This window comes from Streptomyces sp. CNS606, assembly GCF_000426325.1.
The window spans coordinates 40488-56226 of the sequence record NZ_AUFD01000021.1 but is presented as its reverse complement, the minus strand read 5'-3'; the positions used below and the strand labels follow the sequence as shown (position 1 = coordinate 56226).

The 15739-nt window shown below is 73.2% G+C and carries 15 protein-coding genes; 10 read left to right on the top strand and 5 right to left on the bottom strand.

Annotated elements, in window-relative coordinates; all coding sequences use genetic code 11:
* The first annotated feature begins 73 nt into the window (after positions 1 to 73).
* Positions 74 to 880, top strand: coding sequence for an endonuclease (locus K304_RS0115955; protein WP_027764568.1), 807 nt, complete (start codon positions 74 to 76; stop codon positions 878 to 880).
* Between the two features lie 63 nt (positions 881 to 943).
* Here K304_RS0115955 and K304_RS0115950 read toward each other — a convergent pair whose 3' ends face one another.
* The 3 genes from K304_RS0115950 to K304_RS0115940 all read right to left on the bottom strand — a co-directional run bounded on the left by K304_RS0115950 (position 944) and on the right by K304_RS0115940 (position 3325).
* Positions 944 to 1546 (bottom strand): Uma2 family endonuclease, encoded by a 603-nt coding sequence (locus K304_RS0115950; RefSeq protein WP_027764567.1) that lies wholly within the window; start codon positions 1544 to 1546, stop codon positions 944 to 946.
* A gap of 128 nt (positions 1547 to 1674) precedes the next feature.
* Entirely contained in the window at positions 1675 to 2550 is an 876-nt protein-coding gene (locus K304_RS0115945) for a TauD/TfdA family dioxygenase (protein ID WP_078529209.1), read from the bottom strand.
* Between the two features lie 571 nt (positions 2551 to 3121).
* Positions 3122 to 3325, bottom strand: a complete 204-nt coding sequence (locus K304_RS0115940) for a cold-shock protein (protein WP_027764565.1) — start codon at positions 3323 to 3325, stop codon at positions 3122 to 3124.
* A 295-nt stretch (positions 3326 to 3620) separates the two neighbouring features.
* Here K304_RS0115940 and K304_RS0115935 point away from each other — a divergent pair, with 295 nt between their 5' ends.
* The 7 genes from K304_RS0115935 to K304_RS0115905 all read left to right on the top strand — a co-directional run bounded on the left by K304_RS0115935 (position 3621) and on the right by K304_RS0115905 (position 11377).
* Positions 3621 to 4472 carry a menaquinone biosynthesis protein gene (locus tag K304_RS0115935; protein WP_027764564.1) on the top strand — a complete coding sequence of 284 codons (852 nt, stop codon included), beginning with the start codon at positions 3621 to 3623 and terminating at the stop codon, positions 4470 to 4472.
* A gap of 85 nt (positions 4473 to 4557) precedes the next feature.
* Positions 4558 to 6483, top strand: coding sequence for a serine/threonine protein kinase (locus K304_RS0115930; protein WP_027764563.1), 1926 nt, complete (start codon positions 4558 to 4560; stop codon positions 6481 to 6483).
* A gap of 95 nt (positions 6484 to 6578) precedes the next feature.
* Positions 6579 to 7775, top strand: a complete 1197-nt coding sequence (gene mqnC / locus K304_RS0115925; protein WP_027764562.1) for a cyclic dehypoxanthinyl futalosine synthase — start codon at positions 6579 to 6581, stop codon at positions 7773 to 7775.
* A gap of 14 nt (positions 7776 to 7789) precedes the next feature.
* Positions 7790 to 8437 (top strand): imidazolonepropionase-like domain-containing protein, encoded by a 648-nt coding sequence (locus tag K304_RS0115920; RefSeq protein WP_027764561.1) that lies wholly within the window; start codon positions 7790 to 7792, stop codon positions 8435 to 8437.
* Between the two features lie 102 nt (positions 8438 to 8539).
* Positions 8540 to 9142, top strand: a complete 603-nt coding sequence (locus K304_RS0115915; RefSeq protein WP_027764560.1) for a Uma2 family endonuclease — start codon at positions 8540 to 8542, stop codon at positions 9140 to 9142.
* 61 nt (positions 9143 to 9203) lie between these two features.
* Positions 9204 to 9905 carry a demethylmenaquinone methyltransferase gene (locus K304_RS0115910; RefSeq protein ID WP_027764559.1) on the top strand — a complete coding sequence of 234 codons (702 nt, stop codon included), beginning with the start codon at positions 9204 to 9206 and terminating at the stop codon, positions 9903 to 9905.
* A 116-nt stretch (positions 9906 to 10021) separates the two neighbouring features.
* Positions 10022 to 11377, top strand: a complete 1356-nt coding sequence (locus tag K304_RS0115905; protein ID WP_486591689.1) for a geranylgeranyl reductase family protein — start codon at positions 10022 to 10024, stop codon at positions 11375 to 11377.
* 28 nt (positions 11378 to 11405) lie between these two features.
* Here K304_RS0115905 and K304_RS0115900 read toward each other — a convergent pair whose 3' ends face one another.
* Positions 11406 to 11861 carry an Lrp/AsnC family transcriptional regulator gene (locus tag K304_RS0115900; protein ID WP_027764557.1) on the bottom strand — a complete coding sequence of 152 codons (456 nt, stop codon included), beginning with the start codon at positions 11859 to 11861 and terminating at the stop codon, positions 11406 to 11408.
* Positions 11862 to 11991: 130 nt separating this feature from the next.
* On the opposite strand from K304_RS0115900, the gene K304_RS0115895 reads away from it, so the two are divergent.
* Complete coding sequence (locus tag K304_RS0115895) at positions 11992 to 12918, top strand: PhzF family phenazine biosynthesis protein (RefSeq protein WP_027764556.1); 927 nt, start codon at positions 11992 to 11994, stop codon at positions 12916 to 12918.
* 129 nt (positions 12919 to 13047) lie between these two features.
* Here K304_RS0115895 and K304_RS0115890 read toward each other — a convergent pair whose 3' ends face one another.
* Positions 13048 to 13848: a C40 family peptidase gene (locus tag K304_RS0115890; protein ID WP_037790675.1), complete on the bottom strand. Its 801-nt coding sequence runs from the start codon at positions 13846 to 13848 to the stop codon at positions 13048 to 13050.
* A 550-nt stretch (positions 13849 to 14398) separates the two neighbouring features.
* Between K304_RS0115890 and K304_RS33650 the strand changes: the two genes are divergently transcribed.
* Positions 14399 to 15637: a BtrH N-terminal domain-containing protein gene (locus tag K304_RS33650; protein ID WP_027764554.1), complete on the top strand. Its 1239-nt coding sequence runs from the start codon at positions 14399 to 14401 to the stop codon at positions 15635 to 15637.
* Positions 15638 to 15739: the final 102 nt, after the last annotated feature.

Below are 15739 nucleotides of genomic sequence, written 5' to 3'. Positions count from 1 at the left end.
ATGTTCACATGATCTCCCGATCTGGCGGGGACACTGCTCTCACCGAGACGTCGATGGGAGAGGACAGCCCCACATGCCCGCCCCACACTTCACTCGCCGCCGCAAGGCGGTCATGCTCGCCGCCGCCGGTGCGCTGCTCGCCGGGATGACCGCGCAGAGCGCGGCCACCGCCGCGCCCGCCCCCACCCCCGGAGCACCGGCGGCCGACTACTACCAGGACGCGCTGGGCAAGGAGGGCGACGCCCTCAAGTCCGCGCTGCACACCATCATCAGCGACCAGCAGGTCCTCAGCTACGACGACGTGTGGGACGCGCTCCAGGTCACCGACGCCGCGCCGTCCGACTCCGGCAGCGTCGTCCTGCTCTACAGCGGCCAGACCCGCAGCGGCTCCCAGCATGGCGGAGACCAGGACGACTGGAACCGTGAGCACGTCTGGGCCAAGTCGCACGGCGACTTCGGCACCAGCCCGGGCCCGGGCACGGACATCCACCACCTGCGTCCCACCGACGTGTCGGTGAACGGCGCCCGGGGCAACAAGGACTTCGACAACGGCGGTTCGCCCGTCGACGAGGCGCCGGACAGCTCCACGGACTCCGACTCCTTCGAGCCGCGCGACGCGGTCAAGGGCGACGTGGCCCGCATGATCTTCTACATGGCCACCCGCTACGAGGGCTCGGACGGCCCGGATCTGGAGCTCAACGACCAGGTCGACAACGGCTCCGCGCCCTACATGGGCCGCCTGTCTGTGCTGAAGCAGTGGCACGCCCAGGACCCCGTGGACTCCTTCGAGGAGAACCGCAACCAGGCGATATTCGACCAGTTCCAGGGCAACCGGAACCCGTTCATCGACCACCCGGAGTGGGTCGAGTCCATCTGGTGACGCCGCGCCGTTCGTGCTCCGGTGCCGTCGCGAGGGCGGTACCGGAGCACGAGCCGTGTCCGCTCAGCCGGTGACCAGCGCCCGCAGGTCGATCTCGACGGGGAACGGCCTCTCCGTCACCAGCTTGCCCGTGTGCACCGGACGCTCCGGAGCGGGCACGTACATGCCCATGTCGTGGTGGAACCAGAGCTCGTGGACGACGGGGAAGTCGTCGTCCCCCCGCTCGACCCGCCAGAAGTACGGCACTCGTGCGTCCGCGAACATCGCCGGTTTCCGCACGCGGTCCTCCCGGCGGGAGCCGGGCGAGACGACCTCCAGCACGACGGTCGCCTTCTCCACCGGAATGCACTCCAGGGCGAAGACGTCGAGATCCCGCTCGTCGTAGACGAGCACATCCGGCTTCGGCGGGTTGAAGTCGTCCACCAGCACGCACTGCTCGGAAGCCACCGCGTACGGCGTCCGGCGTGCGCTCTCCAGCGCGAAGTAGAGGCGATCGCGCACGCGGTTGTGCCAGACGTTCGTCATCCCGCGTACCACGATCGCTCCGTCCACCAGCTCCCAGTCGAACGGGAGATCCAGGTCCTTCACCTGGTCGTACGTCCACCCGGCGGGGGGCGGGTACATCCACGTGTCCGGGGTGGCCTGGTCCAGCCGGTCCCTGGTCATCGGTACTCCCATACGTCCGAGCGTGGAGGAGAGCGTGGCGTGCGGTCCCATATATGACCGTACCTTCGCCCGAAGGGAGGGCGGGCCGCCACGCCGTTGACGGCGCGGCGGCCGGAACCGGGACGGTGTCAGAACGGGCGGTCGCCGGCGATGGCGACGCGTTCGGCGAGGCGGCGGTGCGGGAAGTAGTCGTCGACCGCGTAGTGCTGGGTGGACCGGTTGTCCCAGAACGCGACGTCGCCCGGCTGCCAGCGGAACCGCACCTGGTACTCCGGCACGTGCGCCTGCCGCACGAGGTACGCCAGCAGCCGGTCGCTGTCCTCCCGCGGCATGCCGGTGAGGTGCGTGGTGAAGGAGGTGTTGACGAACAGCATCCTCCGTCCGGTCTCGGGATGGGTGCGCACCACCGGGTGCTCGACGGGCGGGAACGCGTCCTGGAGCGGGGCGAGGCGTTCCGGTCCGTAGAAGCGGGCGAAGCCCGGGAGGAAGTCGTGCACGGCCGTCGCGCCGTCGATGCGCGCCTTCACCTCGTCCGGAAGGTTGTCGTACGCGGCGGCCATGTCGGCCCACATCGTGTCGCCGCCGACCGGGGGCACCTCGCGGAGCTGGAGGACGGCGCCCAGCGCGGGCCGTTCGCGGAAGGTGACGTCGGCGTGCCAGACGTTCTCGAAGGTGGGGACGGCGCTGTCGCCCTTGTCGAAGCGGACCACCTCGTCGGAGGAGCCGCGGGCGAGCAGCGGGTTGGTCTCCAGCTCCCCCCAGTGGCGGGCGAACGCGGCCTGCTGCCCGGGGGTGAGGTGGGCGCCGCGGAAGAACAACACCTTCCACTCCAGCAGCGCACGGTTCAGCTCCTCGCGCAGGGCGGGGACCAGGGGGCGGGTCAGGTCCACGTCGCGTATCTCGGCGCCGATCAGGCGGCCCTGCGGGACGAGGGTGAACAGCTCGTACGGGCGGTCCTGCCACCCGTCGGGCACGCGGCGCAGGGTGCGCCGGCCCTCGTACATGCCGTCGGCGGGCACGCGGGCCTCGCGCAGGGCGGGGGCGGCGGGAGTGGTCGAAGGGGTGGTGGATGCGGTGACGGTCACGGTCGGTTCTCCTCCAGAAACGGTGCGGAGCGGATCACGGGCGCGCGTGCGCTGGGGTCGCCCTCGCACCGCGCCGGACGGGCGCGGAGATCAGAAGAAAGGACGCGGTGACGCGTGGCTCGACCGGCCGTGGACGGCCGGACGGTGGCGCCGCGGCGGGCGGTGCGGGGCGGCTTCGGGTGGCCGCCGTGCTATCGGCCGGAGCGCTCGCACCCGTCGCGCTCGGGGATGCGGAGAGCTCCCGTGGCGCCGGACGTGTGCGTGAAGGTCATGCAGTGCATGGTAGCGCCGTGCCCTGCGGGGAAGGGGCGCGGGGGCGGGCCGCCCCCGGCAGGGGCATGCTTGGAAAGGGCAGGGAGGCTGCCGTTCCCACACGGGCGATGCGGGCTTTGCGTGCGACGCGGGAACGCGGGACGCCCGCGCGGGCAAAGGCAGGAGCCCCCCGCCCGGAGAGGGCGGGGGGCTCCTTGGGTACTGCGAAACAGGGCGATCAGCCGGCGACGACGTTCTCCGCCTGCGGGCCCTTCGGGCCCTGGGTGACGTCGAAGGTCACGGCCTGGTTCTCCTCGAGGGAGCGGAAGCCCGTGGCGTTGATCGCGGAGTAGTGGACGAAGACATCGGGACCGCCGCCGTCCTGGGCGATGAAGCCGAAGCCCTTTTCAGCGTTGAACCACTTGACGGTTCCGGTAGCCATAAGCCCTCCTTGGGCCTATAAGGGTCGCCCTGTTCCAGAACCTCGAGAAGCCTGAAAACGACGAGAGCCCGCGGTCACATGCTCCGCAGGCTCTGGTACTGCAAGGGAAACCTAACTGCAACTTGCCTGGAGCCTAGCACGCTGCCGGTCCCCCGGGGAAGTGACTTCTGCCGCGTTCACCCGAGCAGGTCCGCCGGGGGTGCGTCACGGCGTCCGTGCAGGTCGACGCCCGGCCCGGCGGGCGACGGCGGGAGGGGTGACGGAGCGCCGTCGGGCCGGGCGTACCCTCCGGAGGGTGACAGCACAGCCGACGTCCCGCCCGCGCGTGGGGCACATCCAGTTCCTCAACTGCCTGCCGCTCTATTGGGGGCTGGCCCGGACGGGCACGCTGCTGGATCTCGAGCTCACCAAGGACACCCCCGAAAAGCTGAGCGAACAGCTGGTGAACGGGGATCTCGATATCGGCCCGGTCACCCTGGTGGAATTCCTCCGCAATGCGGAGGACCTCGTCGCCCTCCCGGATATCGCCGTGGGGTGCGACGGCAGCGTCATGTCCTGCGAGATCGTCTCGCGGGTCCCGCTCGAGGAGCTGGACGGCCGGCCGGTCGCCCTCGGCTCCACGTCGCGGACGTCCGTACGGCTGGCGCAGCTGCTGCTCGCCGAGCGGTACGGGGTGCGGCCGGAGTACTTCACCTGCCCGCCCGACCTCCCGGCGATGCTGCGGGAGGCGGACGCGGCCGTCGTGATCGGCGATGTCGGCCTGCGTGCCTTCCTCCGCGCGATGCCCGAACCGGAGCTGGACGTGCACGACCTCGGCACGCTGTGGAAGGACTGGACCGGGCTGCCGTTCGTGTTCGCCCTGTGGGCCGTGCGGCGCGACTACCTGGCCCGCGAACCGGAGATCGTGCACGCCGTGCACGAGGCGTTCCTCGCCTCGCGCGACCTGTCGCTGGAGGAGGTCGGCAAGGTCGCCGAACAGGCCGCGCGCTGGGAGCCGTTCGACGCCCCGGTGCTGGAACGCTACTTCACCACCCTCGACTTCCGGCTGGGTGCCGAACAGCTCGCCGGAATTGCCGAGTTCGCCCGCCGCACCGGAGACACGAACGGGTTCCCCACCGACGTACGGGTGGATCTGCTGACCCGGTGAAGCCCGGGCGCCGACGGCCCGGCGCACCGTAGCCTGGGAGCCGCCGGCCGGTGTGCCGGGAGCGCAGGGGGACAGGGGGCCCGCGATGCAGCCGTTGGAGACCGACGACCCGCGGACGATCGGCGCGTACCGGATGCTGCGCCGGATCGGGTCCGGCGGCATGGGCCGCGTGTACCTCGGCCGCAGCCCCGGCGGCCGTACGGTCGCCGTCAAGGTCGTCCACCCGCACTTCGCCGCCGACCCCGAGTTCCGTGTCCGCTTCCGCCGCGAGGTGGCCTCCGCCCGGCGCGTGGGGGACACGTGGACGGCGCCCGTGCTGGACGCGGACCCGGACGCCCCGGTGCCCTGGGTGGCCACCGGATACGTCGCCGGACCCTCCCTCCAGCAGGCGGTGACCGCACACGGCACGCTGCCGGAGACCGCCGTGCGGGCGCTGGGCGCCGGGCTGGCGGAGGCGCTCGGCGCGGTACACGCCCTGGGGCTGGTGCACCGGGACGTGAAGCCGTCGAACGTGCTGCTCACTCTGGACGGACCGCGGCTCATCGACTTCGGCATCGCACGGGCCACCGACGGCACCTCCGCGCTGACCTCGACGGGCGCCTCCATCGGCTCGCCCGGCTACATGGCGCCCGAGCAGGTACTCGGACGCGGCGGCGTCGGACCGGCCTCGGACGTGTTCTCGCTGGGCGCGGTCCTGGCGTACGCGGCGACGGGCAGCGCGCCGTTCCCCGGGGACAGTTCGGCGGCGCTGCTCTACCACGTGGTGCACGAGGACCCGGATCTCGACGGACTGCCGGACGGGGCGCTGCGGCAGCTGATCGCCGCGTGTCTGGCGAAGGCGCCCGCGGACCGGCCGGAGCCGGCGGCGGTGGCCCGTGCGCTCGCGGGCGAGAAGGGTGCCGCCGCGCTCACGGCCGCCGGGTGGCTTCCCGCCCCGCTGATGGAGGCCGCCTCCCGGAGCGCCGTCGCCCTCCTCGACCTGGATGCGGAACCTGGCGAACCGGTCGCGGCGGCCCCCACGGACGCGCCCCGCGCACCCGCCGCACCCGGGAGCCGCGGGGATCACGGCGACCCGGACGGCCCGGCCTCCGGCCTGGTGCCGTTCACCGACCCCGCCGCCTCCGGCGCGGCGGGGTCGGTAGCCGAGGGGGCGAACTCGTCGGGGTCGTCGGGCGACCCCGACGGGACGGCCCCGTGGGGACCACCCGGCCCGCCGCACCCCGCGCGTGCGCCGTCGGTACCGGACGAGGCGCGAGGCAGCCGCCCCGGAACGGCGGCACGGGCCGCGACCGGTGCCGGGGCGCCGGAGGGCGGCGGCGCAGGCGGGCCGGGCGTGTTCGGGCCGCCCGACCCCTCGTACGGCGGCGGGCTGCCCGCGCCCGCCCCCGCCCCCGAACGGGGCCGTCGCGGGGTGTCCGTGTCGGCGGGGGCGAAGCGTGACGCGCGGCAGGTCAGCTGCACGCTGGTGCTCTCCGTCGCGGGCGTGCTGGCCGCCGCACTGCTCTCGCTGGGCCTCGTCCTCGACCTGATGCCCGGTGGCGGGAGCGACCAGACGGCCGGGGACCACGACAACCCGCCCGCGGCCGGTGAGCCGAAGCCGTCCCGCGAGCCCGACGCGTCCGGCGAACCCGGCGACGGCGAGGAGACGCCGCAGGCCGTGCCCGAGGCGTTCGTCGGGACCTGGACCGGGAACCTCACCACCGACGACGGGCTGCCCGCCGGCACGATGACGCTGACCATCACGCCCGGGAAGACCGGCGACGAGATCGCCACCGGCGAGGTCGAGGTGGACCTCGCGGGCGTGACCTGCCCCGGGGCCTGGACGCTGAAGGACGTGACCGGAGGCGGCGACGCACTCGTCGTGATCGGCTCCTCGCCCGGCGGCGGGGTGCTGTGCTCCGACGGCAGCGAGAAGGAGACGTTCCGGCTCCGCGCCGACGGGCGGCTGCGCTACGAGTCGCACGACGAGGCGGGCGGCAACGCGGCCGGGACGCTGGAGGAGCGCCGCTGACGGCCCGGGGGCGGCCTCGGGGCGGCCCCGGGGAGGCCGGGAGCGCTGACGTACGCTGGAGCGGCCGTATCCGCGTGAGGTGAAGGGATGCCCCGGTGCCCGAGAACGCCGACCTCCAGTCCGTACTCGACCGCGCCGCCGAGGGCGGTCGCGTCACGCCCGAGGAGGCGCTCGACCTCTACCGGCACGCCCCGCTGCACGCGCTCGGGCAGGCCGCCGACGCGGTGCGCCGCCGCCGGTACGCGGGTACGGAGCACATCGCCACGTACATCATCGAGCGGAACATCAACTACACCAACGCCTGCGTGACGGCGTGCAAGTTCTGCGCGTTCTACGCCGCGCCGAAGAGTGACAAGGTGTGGACCCGCGACCTCGACGACATCCTGCGGCGCTGCGCCGAGACCGTCGAGCTGGGCGGCACGCAGATCATGTTCCAGGGCGGCCACCACCCGGACTACGGCGTGGAGTACTACGAGAAGCACTTCGCCGCCATCAAGGAGGCGTTCCCGCAGCTCGTCATCCACTCGCTCGGCGCGTCCGAGGTGGAGCACATGGCCCGCATCTCCGGCGTGACGCCCGAGGAGGCCATCCGCCGCATCCACGAGGCGGGTCTGGACTCGTTCGCGGGTGCGGGCGCGGAGCTGCTGCCGGAGCGGCCGCGGAAGGCGATCGCGCCGTTGAAGGAGTCCGGCGAACGCTGGCTGGAGATCATGGAGATCGCGCACGGCCTCGGCGTCGAGTCCACCTCCACCATGCTGATGGGCACGGGCGAGACGAACGCGGAGCGGATCGAGCACCTGCGCATGATCCGCGACGTGCAGGACCGCACCGGCGGCTTCCGCGCGTTCATCCCGTACACCTACCAGCCGGAGAACAACACGCTGAAGGGGCAGACGCAGGCCACCCTCTTCGAGTACCTGCGGCTCATCGCCCTCGCGCGGATCTTCCTCGACAACGTCGCCCACATCCAGGGCTCCTGGCTGACCACTGGCAAGGACGTCGGCCAGCTCACCCTGCACTACGGCGCCGACGACCTCGGCTCGGTGATGCTGGAGGAGAACGTCGTCTCCTCGGCCGGCGCCAAGCACCGCTCCAACCTGCACGAGATCATCGGTCTCATCCGCGGGGCCGGGCGCGTACCGGCGCAGCGCGCCACGACCTACGAGCACCTGCGCGTGCACGACGACCCGGCGCACGACCCGGTCGACGACAAGGTCGTGTCGCACCTCTCCTCCACTGCGATCGCGGGCGGCAGCGCGCACCCCGAGCTGACGCTCGTGCAGGCCGACTGAGCGCCGGTCCGCCGTTGCTCACGCTGCACTCCGCGGACCTCGTCGTGCCCGGCGCGGGCACGGAGCCGATCGCGGACGGGGCCGTCGCCGTCGAGGGCGGGACGGTCGCGGCCGTCGGGCCGTACGACGAGGTGTCCGCCGCGTACCCGGGGGCGCGTACCCGGCGCTGGGCGGGCGTGCTCACGCCGGGGCTCGTGCACCGGGGCGCGGGCCCGCTGCTGGGCCGCGCCTACCACCCCGATCCGCGCGAGGCGGACGAACTGGGCACCGAGCCGCTGACCGGCGCCGCCCTCGACGCCCTCGCCATGGACGACGCCCGCTGGGGCGGCAGTGCCCGGCGCGGGCTGCAACGCCTGCTGCGGCACGGCGTGACGGCGGTGGCCGGGCCGTTCCCGCGCCCCGCGGTCCGTACGGCGGTCGCCCGCGCGGGCCTGGCCACGGTCGCCGGCGGCAACCCGGACGCGCCGGTTCCGCCGCTGGACCCGCTCGACCCTCCGGCCGGCACCGATCCGCAGCGCGCCTTCGCGGGTGCGCTCGTCCCCGGCGCAGGCGCCGACCTCGCCGCATTCGCCGTCCCGGACCTCGCCGCCCTCGCCGCGACGGGCGCCGCCGCCTGCCGCGCCACCGTCCTCGCAGGCCGCCTGGCCTACCGCGGCCGCTGACCGTCAACGGCGTGGCGGCCGTGCCTCACTTCGGGTGACGGTAACGTCGTTCCCAGGACACCGGCACGTTTCCCGTTCACTCTGGCGCGCATGGGAGCAACGATGACCGCCGACCGGCTCGCCCGGGCCACACCGGACAACTGGATGTTCCCGCCCGACGGCGGCTGGACCTACGACCAGGTCAAGGACCTCGAGCTGCCGTACGACTGGGAGCTGGTGGACGGAGCGATCGTGGTTCGGGGCATGACCCATTTCTGGCACGACCAGGTGCGCGACGGGCTGCTCGTCGCGCTGCGCCAGGCCAGGCCGCAGGCGTTCGGCGTCAATGTCGAGCGCTGTGTGCTGGTCGACGAGCATGCGGTGATCAAGCCTGACCTCGTCGTCTATGAGCGGACCGGCCTCGATCTTCTCTCTCTCGAGTGCCTGCCTGCCAGTGCGGTGAGACTCGCGGTGGAGGTGGTCTCCCCCGGCTCTCGCGGCGACGACCGCTTCCGTAAACCGGGGCTGCTTGCGGAACGGGGTGTTCCGCACTACTGGCGCATCGAGCGATCCGTGGGCGACGCACCCGTCGTGCACGAGTTCTGGCGCCACCACGAGATGCGGACCTTTGCCCCTTCCCCGAACCGGCCGGTTCACGAGGGAAAGCTGACGACGGACGTTCCGTTTCCCGTGGACATCGATCTCCTGACGTTGCTCGAGTCCTGACGGCCGGGTGTCCGCGAGCCCCCGCCGCCCGTCCGTCGAGGGCGCGGTGAACAATGGGGGCGTGACTCGCGCATCCCTGGAGAAGCAGCCGCACGAAGTCGCCGCGATGTTCGACGACGTCGCCGCGCGCTACGACCTGACCAACGACGTGCTGTCCCTGGGGCAGACCCGGCTGTGGCGGCGTGCCGTCGCCCGTGCCGTGGACGCGCAGCCGGGCGACCGGGTGCTCGACCTGGCCGCCGGTACGGGCACCTCGTCGCTGCCGTTCGCCGACGCGGGCGCGTACACCGTGCCGTGCGACTTCTCGACGGGGATGCTCGGCGAGGGACGGCGACGGCACCCCTGGATGCCGTTCACCGCGGGGGACGCGACGAGACTGCCGTTCCGGGACGGCGCCTTCGACGCCGTCACCATCTCCTTCGGGCTGCGGAACGTGCAGGACACGGACGCCGCGCTGCGCGAGATGCTGCGCGTGACCCGGCCCGGCGGCAAGGTCGTGATCTGCGAGTTCAGCCATCCGACGTGGGCGCCGTTCCGCACGGTCTACACCGAGTACCTGATGCGTGCGCTGCCCCCGGTCGCCGAGGCGGTCTCCAGCAACCCGGACGCCTACGTGTACCTGGCCGAGTCGATCCGCTCCTGGCCGGACCAGCCGGGTCTGGCCGCCCGGCTCCAGGGCGCGGGCTGGAAGCGGGTCGCCTGGCGCAACCTCTCCGGCGGGATCGTCGCGCTGCACCGCGGGTTCCGCACCGAGACCGGCTGACCGCGCAGGCCCCTGCCTCCTGCTCCCGGCCCGCCGCTCGCGGCCCGAGGGCGCGTACCCGCCCAGGGCGGAGCGGGAGCGCCTCCTAGACTGGTCGCGATCCGCGCCCGGCACGCATGGCCGGCCCAACGCGCGGCCAACCGAACTCGCGGGAGACCGTCGTGACCGAGCCCCTGACGAAGGCCGCGCCAGCGCAGGCCCCTTCCGAGCACCGTGCCGACGTGATCGTGGTGGGTGCCGGACCGGCCGGTTCCGCCACCGCCTACCACCTGGCCCGCAGCGGTCTCGACGTCCTCCTCCTGGAGAAGACCGCCTTCCCGCGCGAGAAGGTGTGCGGCGACGGGCTGACGCCGCGCGCGACCAAACAGCTCGTCGCGATGGGCATCGACATCTCCGAGGAGGCCGGCTGGCTGCGCAACAAGGGGCTGCGCATCATCGGCGGCGGCCAGCGCCTCCAGCTCGACTGGCCCGAGCTGGCCAGCTACCCGGACTACGGACTGGTCCGCAAGCGCGACGACTTCGACGACCAGCTCGCCCGCCAGGCCCAGAAGGCCGGCGCCCGGCTGTACGAGCGGTGCAACGTGGGCGAGCCGATCCTCGACTCCCGCACCGGCCGCATCACCGGCGTGCACGCCAAGCTGGGCGAGGAGAAGAAGCCGGTCACCTTCCACGCCCCGATCGTGGTCGCCGCGGACGGCAATTCCACGCGCCTGTCGCTGAAGATGGGCCTGCACCGCCGCGAGGACCGTCCGATGGGCGTCGCCGTGCGCACGTACTTCACCTCGCCCCGCCACGACGACGACTACCTGGAGTCGTGGCTGGAGCTGTGGGACCGGCGCGGCGAACAGGACCGGCTGCTGCCCGGCTACGGCTGGATCTTCGGCATGGGCGACGGCACCTCCAACGTGGGCCTCGGCGTGCTCAACACCTCGGAGTCCTTCCAGGACCTGGACTGGCGTGAGGTGCTCAAGGCCTGGTGCGCGTCGATGCCCCAGGAGTGGGGCTACACCCCGGAGAACATGACCGGCCCCATCCGCGGCGCCGCGCTGCCGATGGCGTTCAACCGGCAGCCGCACTACACCAGGGGCCTGCTGCTCGTCGGCGACGCCGGCGGCCTGGTGAACCCGTTCAACGGCGAGGGCATCGCCTACGCCATGGAGTCCGGCGCGATCGCCGCCGAGGTCATCGTGCAGGCGCAGGCACGGGCCACGGGACGGCAGCGGGAGCTGGCGCTGCGGTCGTACCCGAAGGTGCTCAAGGACACCTACGGCGGCTACTACACGCTGGGCCGCGCCTTCGTGAAGCTCATCGGCAACCCGAAGGTCATGAAGCTGGCCACCGAACGCGGCCTGAGCCACCCGCTGCTGATGCGCTTCACCCTCAAGATGCTGGCCAACCTCACCGACCCCAACGGCGGCGACGCCATGGACCGCATCATCAACGGCCTCTCCAAGGTCGCGCCGAAGGCGTGACGGCCACCCGTACCCGGCCGGGCACGGCTCAGGGGCCGATCGTCCGGCGGTGCAGGAGCGTCGAGTAGACGACGTTCGTGGTGAGGGAGCCGAGCCGGGCCAGTGCGTCGACGACGTCCTCGAGATGCTGCATGTCGCGGGTCGCCAGCCGGATGACGTAGCACTCCTCGCCGGTGACCCGGTCGCACTGCAGGATCTCGGGACGGTCGGCGATCAGCCGGCGCAGCGGCTGATGCGCCGTGCCCGGGTACTTCAGGCGGACGACCGCCTGCACGCCCCGCCCGACACGGGCCGGATCGACCACGGCGTGGTAGCCGGTGATCACCCCCAGGCTCTCGAGCCGCCTCACCCGCTCGGTGACCGCGGACGGGCTGAGCGCGACCCGGCGGGCGAGTTCGGCGTACGAGATGCGGGCGTCGTTCTGCAGCTCGGCGAGGACGGCCCAGTCCTGGTCGTCCAGGGATGCCGTGGATCGGTCGGCCATCGTGGCAACCTACCGCCCGATCCACGGCGATCCGGGCTCGGGGCGGCAGGTTTCCGCTGGGAGGCGGGGGTGCGCGGATCGTAGCCTCGGGGTCGTTCCAGCCCGGCGCCCACTCGACAAGGAGTCGACCATGGCCGTTCGACGCCGCGTGCCCTTCGTCCTCGTGGACGTCTTCACCGACCGTCCGCTCGACGGCAATCCGCTCGCCCTCCTCCCCGACGCCGACGGCATCCCCGAGGCGCTGCTGCCGCGCATCGCGCGGGAGTTCAACCAGGCGGAGACGACGTTCCTGCTGCGGCCGACCGTGCCGGGGGCGGACCACCGGCTGCGTTCCTTCACGCCCGAGGGCACCGAGGTCTTCGGCGCCGGCCACAACGCGCTCGGCGCGTGGTGGTGGCTGGCGGCCTGCACGGACCGGCTGCACGGTCGCGGGGGAGGCCCCGGCGCGGCGGGCCGTCGTCACCAGCAGCTCGGGGAGGAGGTCCTGCCCGTCACCGTGGGCACGGACGCCGACGGCCGGAGCGAGGTCACGATGCGGCAGCAGGCGCCCCGCTTCGGCGCCGAGCCCGCCCGCCCGGCCGAACTCGCGGGCGCACTGGGTGTGGACCCGTCCCAGCTGGGGGCGGGCTCCGGGCTGCCCGTCGCGCAGGTGGTGTTCACCGGGGCGGCCCACCTGATGGTGGGGCTGCGGGACCGTGCCGCGGTCGACGCCGCCCGGCCGGACGCCGCCCGCCTGCGGGCCGTGCTGCCCGGACTCGGCGGCGAGGGCGTCTACCTCTACGCCCTCGACCCCCGGGAGGCGGACGCCGACGCGCACGCCCGGTTCTTCAACCCGGTCGCGGGCATCACCGAGGATCCGGCCACGGGAACGGCGGCCGGGCCGCTGGCCTGTCTGCTGCGGCGCCACGGGCTGCTGCGCACAGACGGGGCGGTCGTCGCCCAGGGGCACGCGCTCGGCCGTCCTTCGCGGCTGCGTCTCGACTTCGACGGCGACACCCCGCAGCTCACCGGTCGTGCCGCCCTCGCCGCCTCCGGCGAGCTCACGCTTCCGGAGTGAGCGCACCGCGAGGGAGAGAACGAGAGAAGGGGCCCCACCGCGAGCGCAGTGTCACGGTGGGGCCCCTTCCGCAGGGTGCCCGATGGCCGGGAGGCCGCGGGGGCGGGTGCCGGAGCCCGCGGGGCGCGGTCAGAGCACGCGGGTCGCGCCGTCCGGCGGCCAGTCGGAGACGTTCTGCACGACGACGCCCTTCTCCGGGTTCGCCGCGTCGATGTACTGCCCGCCGCCGACGTACACGGCGACGTGGTGGGCGCTGCCCGCGCCACCCCAGTACAGGATGTCGCCCGGCTGGAGGGCGCTCACCGACACCTGGGTGCCGGCGCTGGACTGGGACTGCGAGACGCGCGGCAGGCTGACGCCGATCTGCCCGAACGCGGTCTGCACCAGGCCGGAGCAGTCGTACGAGCTGGGGCCGGACGCGCCCATCACGTACGCCTTGCCGACCTGCCCGCGCAGGAAGGAGACCAGCTCCCCGACGGTGCCGGAGGCCGGAGCCGCGGCAAGAGCGGTGCGTTCGGACGAGCGGGAGGCACGCTCCTCGGCGGCCTGGGCGGCGGCCGCGCGGCGGGCCTCCTCGGCCCGGCGGCGCTCCTCGGCCTTCGCCTTCTTCTCCGCCTCGTCGGCGGCGTGTTCGGCCGCCTTCTTCGCGGCGGCCTGCTGTGCGGCTTCCAGCTCGTACTGGGCGGCGGACATCTCCAGGGACGTCGCGGTCCGCTCGCTCGTCGTGGCGATGTCGCCGGTGATGACGGGGAGCTGGGCGGTGGTGGTGCCGGCGGCCGAGTCTGCCGCCTCCTCGCCGACGGCGGAGGCGGAGCCCGCGGTCAGGGCGAGGGTGCCGAGGACGCCACCGGCCACACCGGCGCGCACGGCCAGGTTTCTGGCGCGCGACCGGGGCTTCCGGTGGCTGGGTATGTGAGCGTTCGAGGCCATGGCGCCAGTGGAGCAGGGCCGCCGGGTTGCCTTCAAATGCGGTGGGATGCGCCACACTCGCCTTCTTCGGGGCCTGTTGGGCACCTTCCGTCGCTTGCGGGGCGGTGTCCCGGGGCGCCGGATTCGCTCCAATAGCCGTCTCTGTCCTGCGAGTTGGTGGTCGCGGAGGAGCTGCCGCCGGTGCATATCACGCGCCCGTAACGAGGCGCAAAGGTGGCAGTCCCTGTCGGATGCGGGGCGTGGCGCACTTCACGTGCGAGAGGTGAACTACTCCCGCCAAACGGACAATTAGCAGGCAAGGCTGCCGATTCCGCCCCAAGTCGCCGCTGGGTCGCCCGGCGGAACCCGTGCGCTCCTATACTGGGAACCGGCGCCGCCTGTGCGCCGGACCTCCAGACCGGGCGCTCACGCCGCCCGGCCCCGCGGGGGCGAAGGTGACCGCTGTCGTCACAGGACGGCAGGACATGTCGCGTCGCAGCCCGTACGTCCTCACGGGTGACCGCGCCGCTTCGCGTGAGGAACGGCGTCGGGCATCCGGAAGAGACGGATCATGACGGAGCACCGACGACTGAAGCAGCGCGTGCGCGCCCGCATGGCGCGCACCGGCGAGTCGTACACCACCGCCCGCCGGCATGTGCTGGCCCAGTCCGCACGGCACGAGGCCCCGGCACCGCCCCCCGGGCTGGTGTACGACCGGTTCGGCACCGACCAGCACCACGACGCGTCCCTGGTCCGCAACGCCCTCGGCGCCGGGGCGCCGGACGAGGCGGTCGTCGCGGGGCTGGCCGGCGGCATCGGCTTCATGTACTTCGTGTTCGCGTACGAGGGCACCCCGCCGCTCCTCACCCTCGTCGCCCAGCACCACCCGGAGCCGTGGGCGCCCGCCGCGCTGACCCGGCTCGGCGTTCCCTTCACCGAGGAGCACTCCGCCCGGCCGCGCTGGGACCGGGTGCGGGCCGCGCTGGACGCCGGGTATCCGGTGCTGTGCACCGTGGACCGGTCGCGCCTGCCGTGGCACGGGCTGGAGCCGGGTCCCGGCGCGGACCCGTACACGGTCGCCGTGGCCGGGTACGACGGCGACACCCTCTACGTCGACGACGAGTCGGCGGCACCGCACCGCATCGGCACGGAGGAGTTCGGCGCGGCCTGGTCCGCGCACCGCAAGGGCCGGCACGCCATGCTCGTGCCCACCGGACCGCCCGCGGGCGTGCCCGACGTGGACGGCGCGCTCGCCACGACCGCCGCGCACCTGACCGGGCCGGTGCTGGGCAACCGCTTCGACGTCAACTTCGGCCTGTCCGGCATGGCGAGGCTCGCGGCACAGCTCCGCGACAGCCGCACGAAGACGGGCTGGGAGCGCCGGTTCGGCTCTCCGGTGCCGTTCTTCCACGGCATGCGCCGGCTGTACGAGTGCCTGGAGGTCGAGTACACCGCGCCGGGTGCGACGCGTCCGCTGTACGCCGACTTCCTGGCCGGGCAGGGCCGTTCCGAGGCCGCGGAGCTGGTCGCGGAGTCGGGGCGCGGCTGGGAACGGCTGGCGGCGCTGGCCGCACGGACGGCTGCGGGTCTGGGGGAGTACACCGAGCTGTGCGAGCGGCGGATGGCGCTGCTCATGGCGGGCGGAGACGCCGCCGGGGAGGAGATCCGCGCGCTGGGCGCGGAGGCCGAGCGCCTTGCGGCCGGGTCCGAGGTGCCCGGCCGGGAGGAGCGCAGGGCGTTGTTCGACGAGATGGCGGCGCTCGTGGAGGAGTGCGCGGATCGGGAACGGCGGGCCGTGGCCGCGTTCTGACGTCCGCGGGAACGCGACGGGTCGCCCCCCCGCCGTGCGGGAGGGCGACCCGTCGCCGCGGTGTCACCGCCCGGCCGGAAGATGCCGGCCACGCCGATCGTG

Coding starts and splice junctions, on each gene's coding strand:
- K304_RS0115950 (WP_027764567.1), bottom strand. CDS start 1,546: ATGACCAGGGACCGGCTGGACCAGGCCACCCCGGACACGTGGATGTAC.
- K304_RS0115890 (WP_037790675.1), bottom strand. CDS start 13,848: ATGGCCTCGAACGCTCACATACCCAGCCACCGGAAGCCCCGGTCGCGC.
- K304_RS0115915 (WP_027764560.1), top strand. CDS start 8,540: ATGACCGCCGACCGGCTCGCCCGGGCCACACCGGACAACTGGATGTTC.
- K304_RS0115905 (WP_486591689.1), top strand. CDS start 10,022: ATGGCCGGCCCAACGCGCGGCCAACCGAACTCGCGGGAGACCGTCGTG.
- K304_RS0115895 (WP_027764556.1), top strand. CDS start 11,992: ATGGCCGTTCGACGCCGCGTGCCCTTCGTCCTCGTGGACGTCTTCACC.
- K304_RS0115900 (WP_027764557.1), bottom strand. CDS start 11,861: ATGGCCGACCGATCCACGGCATCCCTGGACGACCAGGACTGGGCCGTC.
- K304_RS0115955 (WP_027764568.1), top strand. CDS start 74: ATGCCCGCCCCACACTTCACTCGCCGCCGCAAGGCGGTCATGCTCGCC.
- K304_RS0115945 (WP_078529209.1), bottom strand. CDS start 2,550: ATGTACGAGGGCCGGCGCACCCTGCGCCGCGTGCCCGACGGGTGGCAG.
- K304_RS33650 (WP_027764554.1), top strand. CDS start 14,399: ATGACGGAGCACCGACGACTGAAGCAGCGCGTGCGCGCCCGCATGGCG.
- K304_RS0115930 (WP_027764563.1), top strand. CDS start 4,558: ATGCAGCCGTTGGAGACCGACGACCCGCGGACGATCGGCGCGTACCGG.
- K304_RS0115940 (WP_027764565.1), bottom strand. CDS start 3,325: ATGGCTACCGGAACCGTCAAGTGGTTCAACGCTGAAAAGGGCTTCGGC.